Origin of the sequence: Paenibacillus rubinfantis (assembly GCF_001486505.1) — a bacterium.
In the GTDB taxonomy this organism is placed as follows: Bacteria; Bacillota; Bacilli; order Paenibacillales; family Paenibacillaceae; genus Fontibacillus; species Fontibacillus rubinfantis.
Map to the genome: position 1 here is coordinate 47,138 of NZ_LN909066.1, position 21,919 is coordinate 69,056.

The 21,919-nt window shown below is 55.8% G+C and carries 17 protein-coding genes; 5 read left to right on the forward strand and 12 right to left on the reverse strand.

The genetic code is table 11. The features are described from left to right. Nucleotides 1–15: 15 nt before the first annotated feature. The 4 genes from BN3277_RS17725 to BN3277_RS17740 form a co-directional block, all read right to left on the reverse strand. On the reverse strand, nt 16–1,257 hold the full coding sequence (locus BN3277_RS17725) for a Ger(x)C family spore germination protein (protein ID WP_059045004.1): 1,242 nt from the start codon (nt 1,255–1,257) through the stop codon (nt 16–18). A gap of 11 nt (nt 1,258–1,268) precedes the next feature. Next, complete coding sequence (locus BN3277_RS17730) at nt 1,269–2,828, reverse strand: spore germination protein (protein WP_059045005.1); 1,560 nt, start codon at nt 2,826–2,828, stop codon at nt 1,269–1,271. Nucleotides 2,829–2,937: 109 nt separating this feature from the next. Continuing rightward, nucleotides 2,938–4,227 carry an MFS transporter gene (locus BN3277_RS17735; protein ID WP_059045008.1) on the reverse strand — a complete coding sequence of 430 codons (1,290 nt, stop codon included), beginning with the start codon at nt 4,225–4,227 and terminating at the stop codon, nt 2,938–2,940. Nucleotides 4,228–4,257: 30 nt separating this feature from the next. Further along, the gene (locus BN3277_RS17740) at nt 4,258–4,725 is read right to left on the reverse strand and encodes a MarR family winged helix-turn-helix transcriptional regulator (protein WP_059045010.1); all 468 of its coding nucleotides are present in this window, start codon (nt 4,723–4,725) and stop codon (nt 4,258–4,260) included. Between the two features lie 164 nt (nt 4,726–4,889). On the opposite strand from BN3277_RS17740, the gene BN3277_RS17745 reads away from it, so the two are divergent. Then, nucleotides 4,890–5,660: a YheC/YheD family protein gene (locus BN3277_RS17745; RefSeq protein WP_059045012.1), complete on the forward strand. Its 771-nt coding sequence runs from the start codon at nt 4,890–4,892 to the stop codon at nt 5,658–5,660. A 67-nt stretch (nt 5,661–5,727) separates the two neighbouring features. Here the strand turns inward: BN3277_RS17745 and BN3277_RS17750 are convergent, their stop codons facing one another. The 7 genes from BN3277_RS17750 to BN3277_RS17780 all read right to left on the reverse strand — a co-directional run bounded on the left by BN3277_RS17750 (nt 5,728) and on the right by BN3277_RS17780 (nt 16,712). Then, a complete protein-coding gene (locus BN3277_RS17750; RefSeq protein WP_059045014.1) occupies nt 5,728–6,804 on the reverse strand; it encodes a glycosyltransferase family 4 protein in 1,077 nt (358 codons plus the stop codon). A gap of 83 nt (nt 6,805–6,887) precedes the next feature. After that, a complete protein-coding gene (locus BN3277_RS17755; RefSeq protein WP_082691517.1) occupies nt 6,888–7,304 on the reverse strand; it encodes a PaaI family thioesterase in 417 nt (138 codons plus the stop codon). A gap of 65 nt (nt 7,305–7,369) precedes the next feature. After that, nucleotides 7,370–9,058: a long-chain-fatty-acid--CoA ligase gene (locus tag BN3277_RS17760; protein WP_059045016.1), complete on the reverse strand. Its 1,689-nt coding sequence runs from the start codon at nt 9,056–9,058 to the stop codon at nt 7,370–7,372. A gap of 26 nt (nt 9,059–9,084) precedes the next feature. After that, entirely contained in the window at nt 9,085–10,869 is a 1,785-nt protein-coding gene (locus tag BN3277_RS17765; protein WP_059045018.1) for an acyl-CoA dehydrogenase family protein, read from the reverse strand. A gap of 17 nt (nt 10,870–10,886) precedes the next feature. Next, nucleotides 10,887–12,074, reverse strand: coding sequence for an acetyl-CoA C-acyltransferase (locus BN3277_RS17770; RefSeq protein ID WP_059045020.1), 1,188 nt, complete (start codon nt 12,072–12,074; stop codon nt 10,887–10,889). A 22-nt stretch (nt 12,075–12,096) separates the two neighbouring features. Beyond that, nucleotides 12,097–14,493 carry a 3-hydroxyacyl-CoA dehydrogenase/enoyl-CoA hydratase family protein gene (locus BN3277_RS17775; protein WP_059045022.1) on the reverse strand — a complete coding sequence of 799 codons (2,397 nt, stop codon included), beginning with the start codon at nt 14,491–14,493 and terminating at the stop codon, nt 12,097–12,099. 29 nt (nt 14,494–14,522) lie between these two features. Further along, a complete protein-coding gene (locus BN3277_RS17780; protein WP_059045025.1) occupies nt 14,523–16,712 on the reverse strand; it encodes a (Fe-S)-binding protein in 2,190 nt (729 codons plus the stop codon). 369 nt (nt 16,713–17,081) lie between these two features. Between BN3277_RS17780 and BN3277_RS17785 the strand changes: the two genes are divergently transcribed. The 3 genes from BN3277_RS17785 to BN3277_RS17795 all read left to right on the forward strand — a co-directional run bounded on the left by BN3277_RS17785 (nt 17,082) and on the right by BN3277_RS17795 (nt 19,679). Continuing rightward, nucleotides 17,082–17,666 carry a TetR/AcrR family transcriptional regulator gene (locus BN3277_RS17785; protein ID WP_059045027.1) on the forward strand — a complete coding sequence of 195 codons (585 nt, stop codon included), beginning with the start codon at nt 17,082–17,084 and terminating at the stop codon, nt 17,664–17,666. Nucleotides 17,667–17,899: 233 nt separating this feature from the next. Beyond that, a complete protein-coding gene (locus BN3277_RS17790; protein ID WP_059045029.1) occupies nt 17,900–18,667 on the forward strand; it encodes an electron transfer flavoprotein subunit beta/FixA family protein in 768 nt (255 codons plus the stop codon). A gap of 19 nt (nt 18,668–18,686) precedes the next feature. Further along, a complete protein-coding gene (locus tag BN3277_RS17795) occupies nt 18,687–19,679 on the forward strand; it encodes an electron transfer flavoprotein subunit alpha/FixB family protein (RefSeq protein WP_059045031.1) in 993 nt (330 codons plus the stop codon). 49 nt (nt 19,680–19,728) lie between these two features. Here BN3277_RS17795 and BN3277_RS17800 read toward each other — a convergent pair whose 3' ends face one another. After that, complete coding sequence (locus BN3277_RS17800; RefSeq protein WP_059045032.1) at nt 19,729–19,911, reverse strand: hypothetical protein; 183 nt, start codon at nt 19,909–19,911, stop codon at nt 19,729–19,731. 158 nt (nt 19,912–20,069) lie between these two features. Here BN3277_RS17800 and BN3277_RS17805 point away from each other — a divergent pair, with 158 nt between their 5' ends. Next, nucleotides 20,070–21,878 (forward strand): SgrR family transcriptional regulator, encoded by a 1,809-nt coding sequence (locus BN3277_RS17805; protein WP_059045034.1) that lies wholly within the window; start codon nt 20,070–20,072, stop codon nt 21,876–21,878. Nucleotides 21,879–21,919 lie beyond the last annotated feature (41 nt).

Genomic DNA, 21,919 nt, shown 5'->3' on the forward strand with positions numbered 1-21,919 from the left:
CCCCCTCCCTTCGGATCACTCCTGACCCGAGTTCTGATTTAACAACGTATCAAACGATTTTTTGATCAATCCGTGACGCTCCAGCTTGACCTTGACGTGAATGTCCAGCTCAATCCTGGATAATTCCTCGCTCCAGTTGTTTTCCAGCTTCTTCCATGCTTTGGGATCTTTGCGGTGGATTTTATCGGCGAATCCGGGCAAGTCGACCCGCAGCTTTTGGCTCGCTCCCCATCCCATCTGGATTTTCTTCATGATTTCCTCCGCCGCCGCCTTCTCGATGGCCCGGATACTGTCCGGTTTGGATAAATCCTCCTGGCACATAAATTCCATCAACAAATTACCGCTCGCTTCCGTCTCCACACGCATATTGTAATGTTGTTCTTCAGCGCGAACCGGCGTGACCTTGGTCTTGCCGCTGGTAATGCGAAGGGTTCCGTTCTTGCTGTTGGCGTCCGCACCGGAACAGGAGAAGGAAATCGTGCTACCTTTAACCTGATTCGTCAGCCATGCGATGCCATAACTCTCATCGCGGTTAAGGTACCCCACGAGCCGGTTTAGATGAAGAACGCCCAACCGCTCAACCTTCATTTTGACGGGCGGCGAGGTCGTTTTATTCACGTCCAGCGATTCCAGCGCCTTGCCGTTCCCGTCCGTAACGATAATTTCCGGCACGCCAACCGTTTGTGCATCGGAGACTAGCTTCTGAGCGATTTCAAATACATTGACGACCGGAAAGTAAGAAGAATTGTTGTCTTGTTTACGCAAAAGCTCGGCCAAAGCCGTACCCGGAATTTTTTCCGGAGGGACCATTTTACGCAGGATTTCACTGGCCTTCCCGTCCGTCACGGCAACCAGCACGGTTTCTCGGGCATCGATGTTACGAAAATACACATCGAGAATTTGCTCGATGCCTGTTTCGGCGGCACCCTTCCCGATGACGAGGATCTCTGTATGCCCAAAATATAAACGCCGCGGATTCTCCGTGTATCCTAGATCAGCGGCTTCGCGAATCGTTTTGCCTTTCGTCGTAAACACGTACACGCTGGGCTGGGAGCCGCCACCGGCGCTTCCTCCGCCTTGACTCGCCCCACTTGCCGACGGAACGATCACTTGATACGTCATTTCCCAATCATCACCGTCGCGGTCAAAGCCGGTAGCGGCGGTGATGCCGAGTTCATCTAATTCGGTCCGGTTCCAGCACCCGGCCGCCGTCAAGCATACCAGGACGGCAACGCAGCATAGCAGGATACGGCGCATCTCGCACACTCCTAAGTTTCATTTTGGCTCCCTTTCGGGCTTTTACCTTGCCTCACCTGGTTGTCAGGGCTGAGAAAATCAGGCCGCCGTTTCATTTTGGGCCAAGGTACACGGATAAACACGTCCTTCATATTGGGCCCGTTTAGAGGAGCAACCGGCAAGAAATAGGGGATGCCAAAGGATTGCAGCGACACCAGGTGCATCAACAGAGGGATTATGCCCGACAGGATGCCGTAAAGACCAAAAGTCCCCGCTAGAATCATAAGGCCGAATCGAATCAGACGTACGGCTGCTGACATGGCGAATGTTGGAATGACAAAGTTGGCAATTGCCGTAAACGAGACGATAATGACCATCACGGCGGAGACGAGTCCGGCCTGAACCGCGGCTTGGCCCAGGACCAACGCCCCAACGATCGAGATCGCTGGCCCTACCACTCGCGGCATACGTACACCGGCTTCCCGAATCACCTCGAAGGTAATTTCCATCAACATCGCTTCCAGCAGCGCCGGAAGCGGCGTACCTTCGCGCTGGGCTGCAACACTGATCAACATCGTAGTAGGGAGCATCTCCGGATGAAACGTCGTGACTGCGATATACAGAGAAGGCAGCAGCATCGCGACCAAGAAGGAGAACAACCGAATATTCCGCAAAAACGAAGAAATATCGTACCTTTGATAATAGTCTTCGCTGGAAAGGAAAAACTTAAAGAACGTCACCGGACAGATCAGCGCAAAAGGTGTCCCGTCGATCAGGATGGAGACCTGCCCATCCAGAAGGGCCCCGGCCACCGTATCCGGACGCTCAGTATTTAATATCGTGGGAAACGGAGTGAACGCGCGGTCCTGAATAAACTCTTCGATATAACCGCTCTCCAGAATGCTGTCGGTATCGATGGCATCCAGCCGCTTTAATACTTCCTCCACCACGGACGGCTGGGCGATCCCTTTAATATAAGCCACGACTACCCGCGTTTGCGTATACGTGCCGATCACTCGATTCTCCAAACGCAGCTCCGGCGCTCTCAGCCTTTTGCGAAGCAGCGACAGGTTCGTCGAGATTTCTTCCGTAAAGCCTTCCTTGGGTCCGCGGATCACGGTCTGTGAAGACGGTTCCTCTACAGATCGCCGAGCCCCTCCCGGGATCGAAACGAGCATCGCCCCTTCCAAGCCGTCGATCAGGACAGCCGCCGCCCCGGTCAGCATCCCGGCGAGCATCTCGCGTTGGTTACTTGCCGGCTTCACGCTTCCCGCACGGATCGAATCTGCGAACTGTTCCTTCGAAATGGACTCAACTTCCTTCTGAATAAGGGCTTCAAGGTTACTCATTAGCTCGCTCAACAACTGGGGATCAATCAAGCTGTCGATATAACTGACGACAAGCTTCTCGCCTGCCATTTTGCGAATGTGAATATCCGGGCTGCTTCCCAATGCTTCCTGGATGAATCCCACCGTATCGATCGGGGTTCCGTTGATCGGGCGGTTCTCAGCTTCGTTAAGCCCCCCCGTGGTGGACTTCGTTTTGTTCTTCCTCTGTATCAGATGAGGGCGGTATCGATGGACTCTTCTCATGTCGTGCCTCCGGGTCTAAAGCAGTTGTAATTTGTAATATGTGTCATATCCAAATTTTGTATGCGTCTGGATGCCCCGTTGGCAACCTCAAGAAAAAAAGCCCCAGCTATTAGCTGGAGCTTGGTGTATCTATAGACGATGTATCGTTTATGTGAGCCTTGTGCTTGGAATATCGGGTTTGTTTCACCAACTGGACCCCAAGATAACACGCCAAGAACATCCCCATAAATCCTGCGGAATATCGGTACATCACGGCGTAGTCGGTTCGGGAAGCGATAGCCCCCAGTAGAACGGCGCCAACAGCGACGCCAAAATCCATGGAATTATAAAACATGCTGTTGGCAGCCCCGTATTGCTCGGGCTTGGAAATGCGCAGCATCCAGGCTTGAAGAGTCGGCTGGATCGCCCCGAAACCAAGCCCGTATAACAACGCCGATAGGACGAGAAGCGGCAGCGTTGTCGTAAACGACAGAACCATCATGCTCGCAATGACAAGAAGTGCAGCTGGAATCAACACAGCGGCATGACCTTTGGTGTCGAAGATTCGTCCCGAAACCGGACGGATCAAAACGATTGTCACCGCGTTAAATAGGAAAAACAATCCCACCTGCTCCAAATGAACAAACTCGCCAAACAATGCAATGAAGCTCAAGAGACCGCTGTAGGTAATCGCGAGGATCATATTTAACAAGGCTGGAAATACGAGTCCACGATTAAAAGCCGGGCGTTGCTTCGCTTTAGATCTCCCCTCCCCTTGAAGCTGTTGCGAGGAGTGATGGGTTTTTTCGGTTGGCTTAGCCGGACGGATCGGCGGAAGTGCCCGGGTCAGCAGCAGTAATGGAAACATCATCAGGACGGCGGTCATCCCGATCAGCGTAAGCGGGGTAAACCCATACTCCCGCATGACGTTCAAGCCGATCATCGGTCCGATCGACATCGCCAGGCTGCTGGATAACCCGAAGTATCCGATTCCCTCACCCATACGCCGAATTGGTATGATACGCGAGGCAAACGTGGGCAGAAGCGTGCTGCCAATGCCAAATCCGATCCCGTAGACGGCTCGAACCAACAGCAAGGCCTCGACTGATCCCGCCACGCTGTTTAGCACCGTCGCCGTGGCGGCGATGACTAATCCGACGAGCAACAGTACGTTCGGCGACATTTTCCGCAGCAGCCCCGCCGCCAGGAAACGAGTAAGGATTGCCGCTCCGGCAAACACGCTGGTCACCAAACTGACCTGCAGATCGCTGGCCGCGAACTCGTTTTTGACATACGACGAAAACGTAGACAGCAGCATATGCAAATTTAAAAACAACAAAAAAGCAGAGATCGTTAATGATATAAACGATCTCGTCCAAAGCCGTTCCGATTCAGATTGTTGATTTGAGGATAATGCCATGTAGGTGTCTTCTCTCCTTTTCCATCTCTCTTATTTCTCTATTTCGCCTGTGACGATCTGGGGGTCGCTGAGATGGACATTGATCCGTTGAAGCAGCTCCATCAGCAGATCATATTCCTCTCCGCTCATGATCCGCTTGACCTCGTTGGTCACGCCTTGTTCAATTGGCGTAGTATCGCGAATGATCTCCTTCCCCCGCTCCGTGCAGTAAACTACAAAGGATCTGCGGTCCTGCTTCCCCGGCTGCTTATAGATCAGCCCCTTGCTCTCCAATAGGTCGATGATCCGGGTGACCGTCGGCTTGTCCTTTCCGGTGCGATCCGCGATCTCCTTCTGGATCAGCCCGTTCGCCCGATCGATTTGATTCAGCACGGACCACTGCTCCGGCGTGATCTCATATCCTTTTAGCCGGTGCTGGAGCAAGGCAGCGATTTTTCGGTAAGCGACGCCCATGATAAAGCCGACCGCCAGCTCGTTTCGCGAATGGTTCGTCGTCATGCCATTTCGCCCTCCTAAATAGTTGTCATGACAATTATATGAGATCAAACGTATTGCGTCAAACCCGCCGTTGTCTATTTTCCGGTTCATTAGGTGATCATCTTCTCCCTTTTTATCACGGTGGAATACACTACCCTATACGAATGCGAAGGGGATATCCACTTATGAAATCTGCACGCCACCCGCGTCATGTCACCAACAAATGGAAGAAAAACGCTGCCTTGATGCAAAGCAGCGAGCTACGGGCGTACCTCCCCGAAACGCGCCGATTCAGTAAAGAGCAGCTGCTGAACATGCTGATGAAACATAAAATGGTCTACGTCAAACCCGTTAACGGCACCTGGGGAAAGGGAGTCATGCGGGTAGACTTCAAGCCGAACCAGCGGCAGGGAGCTTACCAATTTCAAATTGAAAAAACCGTTCGTTCCTTTGGATCGATTGACGAGTTGTATACTTCGATCCGCAAGCACAAGCTGCGGGGCAAATACCTCATCCAGCAGGGGATCGACCTGCTTCGATATGATCAACGCCGATTTGATCTGCGCGTTATGGTGCAGCGCACCCCTCAGAAGGTCTGGAAAACGACCGGCATCATTGGAAGACTGGGGCACCCGAAGAAGATCGTGACAAACTACCACAGCGACGGCAAGCTGGTCGCGGCAGAGAAGCTGCTCTCCCCGTATCTGAAAGCTCCGCGGCTCAAATCTTATATGAATATGCTGCAAAACTTCGGCGAGGATATTGCGAATCATTTGAAAGTTAGTTTTCCCGGATTGCGCGAAATCGGGGTCGACGTCGCGCTCGACCAAAAGCTGCGGCCATGGATTCTAGAGGTCAACACATCCCCGGATCCCTACATCTTCCGCCGATTGAAGGACAAGAGCATTTTCCGTACGATCATGAAATACGCTCGGGCATACGGCAAATATAAATAATGACAGTGAAATGAAAACCGGACGAAATCGCTGCCATTCTGGCGCCTTCCATCCGGTTTTTGTATGTTCAAGCCCCAAAGTGCCGATACATTCCCAGCAGCTTGCTTGCAGTTTGCTTCCAACTAAACCGCTCTACGACATCCTTCCGCGCTTGCTTGGACATCCTTGCGGCCAAATCGCGATCCCGCGCCAGCTTTAAAATCCATTTGGCGTGCTCTTCCGGTCGGGTATACGCACCTACCAAATAACCGTTGCTTCCATGCTTGACAATCTCCCCAATCCCGCCGATATCCGAGGCAACGACAGGGAGTCCGGAAGCCATTGCCTCCACATTCACAAGTCCAAACGCTTCATGCTCCTGGGAAGGGCATGCAAACAGGTCGGCTGTGCGGTACTTGCGGTGAATCGCATGATGGGGGACTTTTCCGGCGAACTTCACCGGAACGCCTTTGGCTCGCGCCAAACGTTTCAACTCGTTCATATAGCCGGGTCGGCCGCGGCCAATCACCGTTAAATCGATGGCCCCATATTCCTTCCGGGCGAGGCCAACCGCCCGGATCAGCACCGGAACGCCCTTTCGCGGGATCACCCGACCGGCGAATAACACGCGGAACCGGCCGCCCGAACGAGGGTCTCTCCCCTCCGGTCTAAACCGGCCGGTGTCGACGCCGAGATGCACCTTGCGAAGCTTGCTTGCATGACGAGGGAACCTTGCGGCTAAGCTCGATTTGAGCGACTCGCTGTTCGCGATGATCAAATCCGCTTTGCCAAGACTTTCGTTCACCCGCGCCGTCGGTTTAACGAACGTCAGCGAATGCAGAAACAGCGTTACCGGCGTATGCGGAAAAGCGGCCTTAATTTTGGCCATGTAATGCGGGCGATTATCCACTTGGATCAAATCATACCGATGTCCCCGAACGTAGCTCAACACGGATGAGATATATCGGCTGGGACTGCCGGTCTTCACGCGAACGATCGTTAATCCACCCATACGGCTAACATGCGGCAGTCCTCGGCCTGTTCGGCTGATCAGCGTCACCGAGTGATTCACCGCCAGCTGTTTGGCAATGGCCAGCATGCTAATTTCGACCGAGCCGCTGCCGGGAACCGGAATCTGCTCGGGCGCCACCATCAATAGTTTCATGAGGCTCCTCCTTGCCCTATGGCTTACGTCTATTTACCATATGCGCAAAGCGAGCCTCCTGCACGGGGCAACCACCCAAGCTGTCAGGTGACGCGAAACGTTCCTGTGCCGAAAGCGCAGATTTCGCCTTGATCCATCCGGGCATACGCCATCGTCGTCACCGATTTGCGCGAGACATGAACCATCTCAGCGGTTACTGTAATACGTCCGCTTTCGGCTTTGGCCACATAATTCAGGTTCAAATTTGTCGTGACGACGCTTGCCTCCGGTTTGGCGATCATCGCCAGCAGTCCCATAGCCGAATCGATCAGCGTCGCATGGACGCCTCCATGGACAATGCCGATCAAATTCAGGTGATGCGGACGGATATCCAGGGTCATCACGACCCTGTGCTCATTCGCCTCCTCCACTTGGCAGCCCAGGTAATCGACAAACGAACCAACCGCGGCTTGATTCCATAGCTCCAAGCGCTGCATCAACTCTTCTGAATCCGCTTTCATAATTGAGTGACCTCCCGTTCTAATCGACGTGTTATTTCGTCTTCGGCGGACTTCAAAACGTCCGATCATTTGGCTTGCGGCGGTTTCTGACGTTCCTCCTCCTCTTCGACAAGCTTCCGGCGCAGCACCTTCCCGGCCAACGTCTTCGGTAGACTGTCGCGGAACTCATAAACCTTCGGCACCTTGTAGGCAGCCAATTTCTCTTTGCACCAACGCTTGATTCCCTCGGCGTCCGGAGAGGCACCTTCCTTCAACACAATGTACGCCTTGACGGTCTCGCCGCGGTACGGATCGAATATCCCCGCCACGATCGCCTCCTCCACGTCCGGATGCTCAAACAGCACCTCTTCGACTTCGCGGGGATATATGTTATACCCGCCGGCAATGATCAGATCCTTGCGACGATCCAGGATATAGAAGAATCCGTCTTCATCCATCCGTCCCAAGTCGCCGGTCAGCAGCCAGCCTTCGCGCAGCGTCTTGTAGGTCTCCTCCGGACGATTCCAATATCCCCGCATCACCTGCGGGCCGCGTACGGCAAGCTCGCCGATTTCACCAACCGGAACCTCTTCCAGCGTATCCGGCTGAACGATCATCGCATCGGTATCTGGAAAAGGAATGCCGATCGAGCCGCTTTTCCGCGTCCCCCAAATGTTATTTGCGTGGGTGACAGGCGAAGCTTCGGTCAAGCCGTAGCCTTCGATCAGCCTTCCCCCGGTCAGCTCCTCGAAACGGCTCTGAACCTCCAGCGGCAGCGGAGCCGCACCGCTTACGCACACATTAATCGAGGATAAGTCGTACCCTGCAATATCCTTATGATTAATGATAGCCACATACATCGTGGGTGCGCCGGGGAACACCGTCGGCTTCTTGTGATGGATCGCCTGCAGGACCTGATGGATGTCAAAACGCGGCAGCAGCAGCAAGGTTCCGCCTAAGGAGACCGATTTATTTAACAACACCGTCATTCCGAACACATGAAAGAAGGGAAGAGCGGCTAAATATTTCTCATTCCCTATACGGGAGCGGTAAAACCATAGCTGATTCTGAATCGTATTGGCTACCAGGTTCATGTGCGTTAGCATAACGCCTTTCGCAAACCCCGTTGTTCCGCCGGTATACTGCAGCAGGGCCAAATCCTGTTCAGGGTTTACTTCAACGCGGCAGGGTTCCGGACTTCCTCCGGTGAGAAAGGACGGGAAGGCGAGCAGTTGGTCCGTATAGTTTAAATGGACGGCCATCCCCTCTTTCTTGGCTTTAATCGGATATAGCAGATTCTTGGGAAAAGGCAAATAATCCTTGATCGAGGTTGCGATGATAAATTCCATGGGGCGCAGCTTTGTCGCCGTCCGCACGCGTTCAACCAGCGGATCCAGTGTAACCATAACCCGCGCACCGGCATCATTCAGCTGATGCTCCAGTTCTCTCGGCATATACAGCGGGTTGGTCATCACCACAATGCCGCCCATCATCAAGGTGCCGTAATAAGCGATCACCGCCTGCGGGCAGTTCGGCAGCATAATGGCTACCCGGTCTCCCTTGCGAATGCCCAGCTTCTGCAGGGCATTCGCAAACCGGTACGTCTGTTCCAGCAAAACGCGATACGTCATTTTCTTTCCCATGAATTCCAGAGCCGTGACTTCGGGATACCGGGCAGCGGAAAGTTCCAGGAAATGAGCGAGATTCTGCTTTGGATACTCATAGGTGGGCGGTACTTCAGCGGGATAAAACTTCAGCCAAGGTTTCCTTGTCATACGCCTGCCTCCCAACCTCGCAAATTTTACAAAACGTATCTCTCCGCCTGGATCACTTGGGCGGCGATTTGCCGTTTTAATGACAGCGTATTCACGGCCGAGCGCTTTGTCAATTTCTTGAGAATGGACAGCTGAGTCCGCAGCACATCCCCTTGCTCCATGTAGCTGAATACCTCTTTGGCCCAAGCTTCGATCTTACCGAACTCTTCGTGGATGAACGCACTTGTCATCGCAATCGGCAGCGCCGCTTTGTCTTCACCGGCACGCGCAATCCGCTTCTGCGTTCGAAGCAGCGCGCTCTCCATGGCATAAATGGCGATCATCATATCCGCCAAATGGCTCAACACCTCTTGCTCGCGTTCCAGCTTCAACTGATATTTCTGTACGGCCTGAGCACCGGCCATCAGGAAGATTTTTTTGGACATGGACAGCAGATGGGCTTCCTCCTCCAGCGTACCTTCGAACGTCCGGCTTGGCATCGGCTCCATCAGCTCCGCCTGCAGCTTCTGTGCGGCAGGAAGCAGCGGCAGTTCCCCTTTCATTGCACGTTTCACTAAGCTGCCGGGGATCAGAAGGCGGTTGATTTCGTTGGTCCCTTCAAAAATCCGGTTGATTCGCGAGTCGCGATAAATCCGCTCGATTCGGTATTCCTGCGTAAATCCGTAACCGCCGTGAATCTGCACCCCTTCATCCGCAACGAAATCCAGCACCTCGGATCCAAACACTTTATTGATCGAGCATTCCAGCTGATATTCGGCGATCGCCTTGGCTGATTGATACCCCACATCGGCGCTGTTATGATCCACGTCGGCCAACCCGACATCAAACAGACCGGCGGTGCGGTACACCATGCTTTCCAGCACAAACGTGCGCGTATTCATCTCCGCCAGCTTTTTGCCGATCAGCGGGAAGGACGAGATTTTTTGCCCGAATTGGGTGCGCTCGTTGGCGTATTTCGCGGCATACTCGATCGCGTCCTTGGAGGAGCCGAGGCATCCGGCGGCCAGCTTGAAACGTCCGATATTCAAGATATTAAAAGCGATCAAGTGCCCTTTGCCCACTTCCCACAGGAGATGGTCGACCGGCACCTTCACATCCTCCAGGATCAACGGGCAAGTGGAGGAGCCTTTGATCCCCATCTTCTTCTCCTCCGGCCCGATGCTGACGCCCTCCATGCTGCGCTCAACGATAAACGTGCTGAAGTCCGTGCCGTTCACTTTGGCGTAAACGATAAACACGTCGGCGAACCCGGCGTTGGTAATAAACTGCTTGGTACCGTTCAAAATATAATGCGTGCCGTCCTCCGACAACACCGCGGTTGTTTTCGCCCCCAGCGCATCGGAGCCCGAGGAAGGCTCCGTCAGGCAATAAGCCGCGAGCAGCTCGCCCGTCGCCAGCTTCGGCAAATATTTCTGCTTCTGCGCTTCGGTCCCAAAATAGACGATCGGCAGCGTCCCGATCCCGACATGGGCCCCGGCGGAAAGCGCGAAGGAGGACGCTTTGGTCAACCGCTCGCTGATCAGCGTCGTGCTGACCTTATCCAAACCCATACCTCCGTAGGCTTCGGGTACATCCGCTCCAAGCAGCCCCACCTCACCTGCTTTGCGCAGTAAATCAGCGGTCAGCTCGTAACTCAGATGCTCAATCTCCTCGTCCTGCGGGAGAATTTCAGAGTTCACGAATTCCTCCGTCGTCTCTCCGATCATCCGCTGCTCCTCGCTGAAATCCTCCGGCGTCACCATCCGGGTGTAATCGATGTCGGCGATGACAAAGCTGCCTCCGGCAATTTTCTCCATCGTCTCGTTGCTCATGCGATCCTCTCCTTCATTTAATTAATGGGATGAACTTCTAACACGCCGGCCGCCCCCATGCCGCCGCCGATGCACATCGACACCACTCCATATCCGCCGCCCCGGCGGCGCAGCTCGTGGATCAGCGAAATGGACAGCTTCGTGCCGGTGCAACCCAGCGGATGGCCTAACGCGATCGCGCCGCCGTTGACGTTGACTTTGTCCTCGTCCAGGCCCAGCTCACGGATAACGTGCAAACACTGTGAAGCAAACGCCTCGTTGATCTCAAACAGATCCACATCATCCAGTGTCAGGCCAGCGGCCGAGAGCGCCTTCGGAATCGCCTTCACCGGCCCCACGCCCATCAGCTCGGGCTCGACGCCGGCCACGGCGAAGGAGCGGAACGTGGCCAGCGGCTGAAGCCCCAGCGCCTCCGCCTTCTCCCGGCTCATGACGACGACGGCAGCCGCCCCGTCATTCATCGGAGAAGAGTTACCTGCGGTTACGGTACCGCCTTGCTTAAAGCTGGGTCTTAGCTTCGCTAGCGCCTCGTGGGTCGTGTCGCCGCGGACGCTTTCGTCGGTGTCAAAGACAAACCGCTTTACCTTGACTTTCCCGCGCTCATCGAGGCTGCGCTGCTCCGCTTCAAACGGCACGATCTCCTCTTTAAACTTGCCTTCGGCGATCGCCTGGGCTGCTTTGCGGTGGGATTCCAAGGCGAAGCGATCCTGGTCTTCGCGGGTCACCCCAAACCGCTCGGCGACACGTTCCGCCGTATGGCCCATCGCCATATACGCCTCCGGCATCTCGGCAACGATCTGCGGATTCGGCGATACCTTAAAGCCGGTCATCGGCACGTGGCTCATGCTTTCCACGCCGCCGGCGATCAGCACGTCGGCCTGACCAAGCATGATCCGCTCCGCTGCAAAAGCGATCGACTGCAGTCCGGACGAGCAGAAGCGATTGATGGTAAGGGCTGGCACCGTCACCGGAAACCCGGCATATAACGCCATAATGCGCGCGAAATTCAGCCCCTGCTCGCCTTCCGGCATCGCGCAGCCGATAATGATGTCCTCCACCTCCGCTTTGCTTAGCCCGGGGGTACGCTCCACCACCGCATCCAACACGATTTTGCCCAAATCGTCGGCGCGCGTTTGGGTTAGGCTGCCCTTCTTGGCTCGGCCCACCGCCGTTCGGGCGGTTGATACGATTACAGCTTCTTTCATCGTAGACTCACTCTCCCCTCGATTAATTGCGCAGCGGTTTGCCTTTCCTCAACATGTGCTGCATGCGCTGGCGCGTCTTCGGCTCCCCGCATAAGCTCAGGAACGCCTCGCGTTCCAGGTCGAGCATATATTGCTCGGTCACCAGCGTCCCGGCGGGTACGTCACCTCCCGCGAGCACATGGGCAAGCTTGTTGGCGATCAGCAGGTCATGATCGCTGATATAACCGCCCTCGTGCATGCCGAGTGCGCCCAGCTGCAGCACCGCTTTGCCTTCGGAGCCTACGACGCGGAACTTCGTTTCGGGAATCGGTTCATATCCGCTTCCCGCCAGCTTCATCACGGCCTGCTTCGCTTCATAGATCGTGTGGTCGGGATTCAGTACAACCCGGTCAGTTGACTTCAACAGCCCAAGCCGTATGGCATCATGACCGCTGCTGGAAACGGTGGCTGTGCCGACCGTTTGGAAGGAATTGTTGAGGTAAGGCTGGAGATCCGCCTCAGCCAACTTCGCCTGCTGACTGGCCCGCAGCGCCAGTTCCTTGCAGCCTCCGCCCGCCGGGATTAAACCTACGCCGACCTCGACAAGCCCGTAATACGTTTCGGCGGCAGCGATAACCTGATCGGCCGGCATGCACGCCTCTACTCCGCCGCCCAGCGTCATGCGATGCGGTGCGGCAATCACCGGCTTCTCAAACCGTTTCAGCCGGTACATCGTGTTCTGGAACAGACGGATGATGTCGTCGATTTCATCCCATTCCTCGTCCTGCGCCTCCATCAGCAACAGCATCAGGTTGGCGCCAACGCAGAAGTTGCGGCCCTGGTTGGCAATGACCAGGCCTTCGAAGTTCGCACGCACCTCATCCATGCTCTGCGAGATCATCTGCAAAATATCCGCGCCGATCGCATTATTCGGCGAATGGAACTCCAGGCAGGCGACGCCATCGCCGAGGTCGATCAAGCTGGCGCCGCTGTTGCTGCGCACAACGCGATTTTGCGCCTTCAGATCGCGTAGGGAAATCTGCTCCGGCGGCAGCGCTACCGGCGCGTAACCTCCAACCGCCGCTTGGAACAGCGTGCCCCCGTCTTTTTTGTAAAACGTGGCATTCCCCTGCGTGATCCACTCCTTCACCCAAGACGGAACCGTCAACCCTTCCGCCTCCATCCGCTCAACGGAGCGGACCAAGCCGATGGCGTCCCAGGTTTCGAACGGGCCTAGCTCCCAGTTGAAGCCCCACTTCATCGCCTCATCGATCTCGCGGATGCTGTCGGCGATTTCGCCGACTTTGGCGGCGGAATAAATCAACACCTGCTTGAGCACATCCCAGGCTAACTGCGAGTAGCGATCCGGGGTGCCGAGCAGCGCTTTCGTTTTGGCGGCCGCGCCTTTGGCCAGCTTGGCGGCTTCCAAAGAAGCGGATGCCACCTTGCGCTGCGGGCTGTAGTCCATCGTCTGGAGGTTTAGGGACAGAATCTCGCTGCCCTTCTCCCCTTTGATTTTCCGGTAAAAGCCCTGCCCGCTCTTCTCCCCAAGCCAGCCCCGGGACACCAGCTCTTTGAGGGACTCCGGCGCGGCAAACACCTGTTTCTCCGCCTCGTCCGCCACATTGGCGTACACGTTATCGGCCACATGCACGAACGTATCCAGGCCGACCAGGTCCAGGGTGCGGAAGGTAGCGCTATTCGGGCGGCCCATCGCCGGTCCGGTGACCGCGTCTACCTCTTCAACGGTGTACCCCTTCTCCGCCATTTCTCGCAGCGTCACCAACAGCCCGTAAGTGCCGATCCGGTTGGCGATGAAGTTTGGCGTATCTTTGGCAAGCACGACCGTTTTGCCAAGCTTGCGCTCGCAGAATCGGCTTAAGCCTTGGACCAGCTCCGGGTCGGTCGTCTGAGCAGGAATGATCTCCAGCAGCTTCATATACCGCGGCGGGTTAAAGAAATGCGTGCCGAGAAAATGCTTGCGGAACTCCTCTGACCGCCCTTCGGCCATCGCGTTGATCGAGATGCCTGAGGTGTTCGAGCTGACGACTGTCCCCGGCTTCCAGTGGCGCTCCACCTGGGCTAACAGCTGCTGCTTGACGCCGAGGTTTTCGACCACGACCTCGATGACCCAATCCACGTCGGCAATCAGCGGCAAGTGATCCTCCAGATTGCCGGGCGTAATTCGCTCCGCGAAAGCGTTATCATAAAGCGGGGCGGGTTTCGTCTTGGCCAGCCCGGCGAGGGCGGCCGTTGCCAAGCGATTGCGCACGGACGGATGGTCCAGCGTCAGCCCTTTGGCCATCTCCGCATCGTTTAGCCGCTGCGGGACGAGGTCGAGCAGCAGGCAGGAGATCCCTGCGTTAGCCAGCTGGGCTGCGATACCGGAGCCCATAATGCCGGAGCCGATAACGGCCGCTTTCCGGATCGGTTTGTTCATTTGATCTACCTCCTAGGACATTGGGATTTCTATTCAGATAACGCGGGGATTGGATCGGCCGCTGGTTCGCCAAACACGGACAGCTCCAGAATTTCAGCGATATCCCGCGCTTTCACCTGGCCGTCCACTTGCTTCAGTTTTGTGCCGTCCTCCAGCATCGTCAGGCAGAACGGGCACGCGCTGCTGATCACGCTCGGACGGACCTCCAGCGCCTGCTCGGTGCGGGCGAGGTTAATCCGCTTGCCGTCGGTTTCCTCCATCCACATCAGCCCGCCGCCGGCGCCGCAGCACATCCCGTTCTCCCGCGACCGGGCCATTTCCACCAGCTCCACGCCCGGTACGGCCCGCAGCACCTCGCGCGGCGCGTCGTAAACGCCGTTATACCGCCCGAGATAACAAGAATCGTGATAGGTGATGCGTTCGCTCACCCGGTGGGTCGGCGTCAATCGACCTTCGCGGATCAGCTGCTCCAGTAACTGCGTATGGTGCAGCACCTCCACCCCCTCCAACCCGAATTCGGGGTATTCGTTTTTCAGCGTGTTAAACGTATGCGGGCAAGCAGTGACGATTTGGCGTACCCCATACCGTTGAAACGTGGCGATATTCTCTTGGCATAGCTGCTGGAACAGGAGCTCATTGCCCATCCGGCGGGGCGTATCCCCGGAGTTGCGCTCCTCGTTGCCCAGGATGGCAAAATTTACGCCTGCTTCGTATAACAGCCGGACAAACGCCCGCGTGATTTTGCGGCTGCGCAAATCGTAGGAGCCCATCGATCCGACGAAAAACAACACCTCGAAAGTTGGGTTCTCCTTGACCGTGGGCACGGGAATCCCCTCCAGCTCGCCGGTCCAGGCCGCGCGGTCGCTGCGGCTGATGCCCCAGGGGTTGCTTTGGCGCTCGATGTTCTGCATTGCACGCTGCCCTTCTGCAGGTACGCTGCCCTGCATCAGCACCAGATGGCGGCGCAGGTCGACGATTTTGTCGACATGCTCGTTGCCAACCGGGCATTGATCCTCGCAGTTGCGGCACGTCGTGCAGGCCCAGATTTCCTCCTCGGTCAAGACGTCGCCAACCAGCTCGAGCTCGGTGACGGCTTTGCCTGGAGCTGCCGGCTGCCAGGCCGCCTTCTGCCAATCCAGCGTCGGTCGGATGTCGGTGATTCCCGACGCGTTGTCCCAGGCTGGTGTGCTAGGCCCGATGGCACCCGCCGCCACCGCATGGACGCCGTTGGAGCCAAACACATTCGCCGGTACCCACGGCGATTTGCCTGTTACGGCGGCGCCCTTCTCGATCAGATGATCACGTAGCTTCGTGATCAGATGCATCGGCGACAGCGTCTTGCCGGTGCTTGCCGCCGGACAGACGCTGGTACAGCGGCCGCATTCCACGCAGGCGTAGAAGTCGAGCATTTGCTTTTGCGTAAAGTCTTCGATGGAGCCAACGCCAAAGCTCTCCGCTTCTTCATCCTCAAGGTTCAAACTCGTGAGCCGCCCATGCGGCTCCCGGCGGCGCAGCCAAATGTTGATTGGTGCGGTAATGAGATGAAAGTGCTTGGATTGGGGGACGTAGACCAAAAACGACAGCAGGATCAACAGGTGCAACCACCAGAACACATAAAAGACGGCTTCCGCAGCCGCGGCAGGCAACCCGGCGAATCCGGCGGCGATGACCGAGGAAACCGGCGCATACCAAGAGAACTCCAACCCCATCCAAACGCGTTCAAAGGCTAGCGACAGCAGGACCGAAACCATCAAGGCGTAAATGAAAATGACGACGATGCCGGGTTTCCAGCCCTTTTTTAATCGCGGCAGCTTCTCGATGTAACGGCGGTAGGCGGCATACCCCATTGCAAGGAGGATCGCCAGCGCGGTAAACTCCTGGAACCAACCAAACAGCTCATATGCGGGCAGCGGAAGATGTCCGCCGCGCGACAGCCCTTTGACGATCAAATCGATCGCCCCAAACTGCAGCACGATAAATCCATAGAACACAACGACATGCATCAAGCCGCTTTTGCGGTCCTTGAGCAGCTTCTTCTGCCCGAACACCTGCGACCAGAACTCGCCCTGGGCCCCCCCGCGCCTAGCGCGGAAATCGATCGGCCGGCCGAGCCGCAAATACAGGAATCGGCGGAAGACGGCCTGGTAAAACACAAACACGGCATATCCCGTAACGGCAGCAAACAGCAATGCATTCAGGGTCAGCCATAACTTGACCATGATTTGCGCATCCCTCCTTCATAGCAATTCGTTCCATAGGAAAGAAATCGAAAATCTGTAGTTTCGTTTGAGTCAGTTTCATCGGCTAGGTTATTTGCCAGGACGGAGTTAAGATAAATAGTTCGAATGGTAGTGGATCATGAAGCAGAATGAAGCTTCTTGAGGGAAGATGAGTACAGCAAGTGGAGAAGGTTTGTCACAATAGAGATGGGCGATGCAGTAGGACAAAGTCGGTAAGCGGTTACAGGTTGGAATTTAATTAAAATCTTAAGGATTCATTCTTGACAACGGGTGCGTTGTTCCCCTAAGATTAAGAAAATGAATGACGGTTCATTCAGTTGTTTTAAATTTTAGCATTGAGGTGGCCCGATGACAAGTAGGAAACAGGAAAAATTTGAAATGATTTTAGATGGCGCGGAAAAAGTCATTGCGGAGAACGGATTTCACGGCTCCCAGGTGTCTAAAATCGCCAAGGAGGCCGGCGTTGCAGACGGTACGATTTATTTATATTTCAAAAATAAGGAAGATATCCTGATCTCCCTCTTCCAAGATCGCCTGGGCAAGCTTGTCGAGTTGTTCCACCAAAGCATCCGCGAGACGAACACGGCTGAGGAAGCGCTGCGCAAAGTATGCGAAATCCATTTCACCCATTTAGAGCAGAACGTTAATTTTGCTTATGTCACGCAGATCGAGCTACGGCAAAGCTCCCTCGAGCTGCGCAAGGCTATCGGCCTTGCCGTGAAGCCCTATATTACGCTGATTGAGCATATCTTGATTAGTGGGGTCGACGAGGGCTTGTTCCGTGCGGACTTGGATACGAAGCTTTCCCGGCAGTTGATTTTCGGCGCGCTGGACGAGGTCGTCACCTCCTGGCTCATTTCGGGCATGAAATACTCCCTCTCCGGTCAGGTGGCGAACACCGTGGACTTTTTTCTGCGGGCGATAAAGAAATGAGTGTTCTAACGCTTGTGATCGAGCTTATTCGAGGCAAAATCAGAATCTACAGCATCTAACGCTTGTCACAGAGCTTATTTACTGGTTTTGGGGGAATATCCCCTTCAAATCATGCAATTAGTGTTTCTGATCAGCGTTAGAAATGAAATTGACTCCCGATCGCCTCAATAAGTGCGCTGGCAAGCGTTAGCATGAACTAGAGGTTAGTACATTTTTGAAAGGAGCTGGCTGGCATGCATGTGGTTGTTCTCCTGAAACAAACCTTCGATACGGAGGAAAAAATCGTCATCAACGAGGGGAAGGTTGAGGAAGACGGTGTGAAGTTCGTGATCAATCCTTACGATGAATATGCAGTGGAGGAAGCGCTGCGCCTGAAAGAAGCGCATGGCGGCACGGTAACGGTTGTGTCCGCGGGACCGGAAAGAGCGGCTGAGGCGCTGCGCACCGCCTTGGCGATGGGGGCCGATGAGGCGGTACGGATCGCCACCGAGGCGATCGATACGGACGAATACGGCATCTCCCGCCTGCTCGCCGCTTTCCTGCAAACGCAGAACTTTGACCTCATCTTGGGCGGCAACTTCTCAGTGGACAACGGAGCGGGTCAAGTCGCCGTACGGCTCGCCAAGCTGCTCACTCTCCCCCATGTCTCGTCGATTACGCAGCTGTCTGTGAATGGGGAGCGGGCTACCGCCGTACGCGATGCCGAAGGCGATGCCGAAACGCTCGAAGTGGCGCTGCCCGCCGTCATGACAGCGCAGCAAGGCTTAAATGAGCCGCGTTATCCATCCCTCCCCGGGATCATGAAAGCCAAGAAGAAGCCGTTCCGCGAGCTGACGTTGACCGACCTGGGACTCAGCGACAGCGAAATCGCACCGCGAACGCAGCGGCTTGGCCTCTCCTTGCCGCCGGCACGCCAGGCCGGGAAGTTGCTGGCCGGCTCGCCCGCCGAGCAGGCGGCGGAATTAGTTCGGCTGCTGCGCACCGAAGCCAAGGTCATTTAACCCTAAGGAGGCGTTAACGATGAGCAAAACGTACGTGGTGATCGTCGAAACGAAGGACGGCAAGCTTCGTCAGGTTTCTTTGGAAGCGCTTCATACCGCGCAACTGCTGCGGGAGGACGGTGATCAACTGGCGGCTGTCCTGACGGGCCACCAACTCAAGGATGCCGCAGCCGAGCTGGTCCGTTATGTGGATGGCCAGGTGTTGGTCCTGGATCATCCCAACCTCCAGGCCTACCAGCCGGAGCTCGCCTTCGAAGCGGTGACGCAAGCCCTAGCCGCACTGCCGGGCGAGCCCAAAGTGATCCTGCTCGGCCATACGGCGACTGGCCGCGACCTCGCCCCCCAGCTTGCCGCACAGCTGGCTTGCGGACAAATCTCCGACGTAACTGCCGTAACAAAGGACGGCGTCAACCTCATATTTACACGCCCGCTCTATGCCGGCAAAGCCTTTGAGCAAAAAAGCCTATCCAACGGCACCGGAATCGTGACCCTCCGCCCTAACAACCTCCCTCCCGCTTCCCCAGCCGCAACGACGGGGAACCTCGTCCCGCTGGAATTCACCCCACCGTCTCCGCTACGGACCCTTCTCAAGGACGTGGTGCGTAAGGTGTCCGGCAAGGTGGATCTCACCGAAGCGAAGATCGTCGTGTCCGGAGGGCGCGGCGTCAAGAGCGCCGACGGCTTTAAGGTGCTGGAAGAGCTGGCGGATAGCCTCGGCGGCGCTGTTGGCGCCTCGCGTGGTGCCTGCGATGCCGGGTACTGCGACTACGCGCTACAGATCGGCCAAACCGGCAAAGTGGTCACGCCGGAAATTTATATCGCCTGCGGCATCAGCGGTGCAATTCAGCATCTGGCCGGCATGAGCCAATCGCGGGTGATCATTGCCATCAACAAAGACCCCGAAGCGCCGATCTTTAAGGTGGCCGACTACGGTATCGTTGGGGATCTTTTCGAAATCGTCCCGCTATTAACCGCACAGTTCAAGGAAGCTCTCTCCGAACGCACCTCTTAGAATCCAAAATGCCTGCATCGCGCGATGCAGGCATTTTCCTCGTTGGAAATTAATGAAACATATTCAAGAACGACCGCAGCACCTTACTCCATCTCCCCGTTCTTTTGCGGATATTCAGCGATTGCTCGGGAACGACCCTCCCCGCAAAGCATTCGGGGCCGCCAGGTCTTTTGAGCGACTTATGGAACGCTTTGATCTCCCGTTCTCTCAGGTAAAACTCTTCATAATTCATGGGACAACCTCCTTGCCTCCAGGGCCGGTTACGCCCGCCCTTCTGGTCATTTCCATTATCTTCTTCAAAAGCAGGAAGAAAAAGAGTATACTATTCCAAAGTCACTTCCCCTTTTATATCTAGCAAGGATGGACGGGGTTCAATGGAGGTGTTTGGTTGTGTTAACCGCTGAGCGATATCTGGCGCTGCTGGAGCATTATACCGAGGTGGACGGCGATCCGGCGGAGTCTCGTGAAGTTGAGGTGGCGCTGGAGGACTTAACGAAGCTGTTTCACTGCACGGAGCGAAACGTCAAGCTGATCATCCGCAAGCTGCAGGAGGAAGGCCTGATCGAATGGTCGCCGGGCCGAGGGCGCGGGCATCGCTCCCGATTGGTGTTTCGGGCAAGCCGGGAAAATTTCTTGATCGATCTGGCCCAAAAGCTGGCGGAAAAAGGGGAATACCGATTGGCGTTTGAATTCCTTCACCAGAACGAGGAAGACATTCATGCACGGGAACGATTCATTCAATGGCTAAATGACCAGTTTGGAGCGGAAAGACAACTGGCTGCAGGTCAAAGCTGCCGGGACATCTTTCGCCTGCCGGTGTATAAAGCCCCGCTTACGTTGGACCCTGCCCGGCTGTTTTACGGCTTCGATTCCCATCTCGTTCGGCAAATTTTCGACCGGCTGGTACAATACGACCAAACGAAAGGCCAAGTGACCGGTATGATCGCCCATCATTGGGAGCATGACGAGACCGGAACGCTGTGGACCTTCCATTTGCGCAAAGGCGTGCGTTTCCATCACGGAAAAGAGCTCACTGCCGAAGACGTTGTTTTCACCTTTTCGCGGCTGCAGGAAAATTCAAATAACAGCTGGCTCATGTCCACCCTGGAGCGGATGGAGGCGATCGACACGCGAACCGTCAGGTTCACACTGCATCAACCGAATTGGCTGCTCCCCCGCCTGCTCTGCTCTTCTTGTGCTTCTGTCCTTCCCGCCGATTTGCTCGGCAAGGATGAAGCTGCTTATTGGCAGTTTCCGAGTGGCACCGGTCCCTTCCGGCTGACGCATTGGAGCCTGAACCGGATGGAGTTGGAGGTGCATGCAGGGCATTTTCTGGGTCGACCTTATTTGGACGGGGTAACCTTGGTTTTTCTGCCTGACGATATCCCAAACACCTCCAAGTTGAAATGGGAGCAGCTTATCGTCAACGATTCGCGGGTTCCCGCTCGGGCCGGTGACGATTGGAAGCGCATTGAGACCTTAAGCCGGGGCTGCAGTCTGATCTCCTGGAATCGCAACCGCCTTGGACCGCAGCAATCGCTCGCCTTTCGGCAGGCCATTAATCTGGTGATCGATCGCCCTGGGATGATCCGGGCCACAGGGAAATCCGGTTATCCGGCGCGCAGCTTCCAGCCAACCGAAGACACCACACTGGGAGTCCATCGGAACGACCCGGCAGCCGCCCGGCAGCTGTTGGAGGAATCGGGTTATACAGGCGAGCCGATCCGACTTGCAGCCCATCCTTTTGATCATGAGGAAGCCGAATGGATCCAATCGCAATGCCGGACGATCGGAGTTCCGGTCGAGGTTGTGTACCCTGACAAAACCGAGATGGCAAAATCGGCTGCTCGGGAATCCGATGCCATCCTGATGTGCCTCGTTTTCGCCGAGGACGAGGTGTGTGAACTGGAAAGCTATTTACAGGAAGATAGCATCATTCGTTTGCATATGCCCCCGGAGTTGATCCGCTGGGTGTTCAGCATCGTGGATGAGGTTTTTGCGTCCAGCAGACCCGAGAAACGGCGCGCATTGCTGCAGCAGATCGAATATCGGCTGCAGGAGGAGGCGCAGGTCACGTTTCTTGTACACAGCATGTTGAACACGTACGTCCATCCGTCGATTCGCGGACTCGTGATCAACAACCTCGGCTGGATGGACTTCAAGGACATCTGGTTGACCTCCACACCCACTGCGGGGTGACCGGCACCCAAAAAAAGCGTCTGGCTGATTAAGCCAAACGC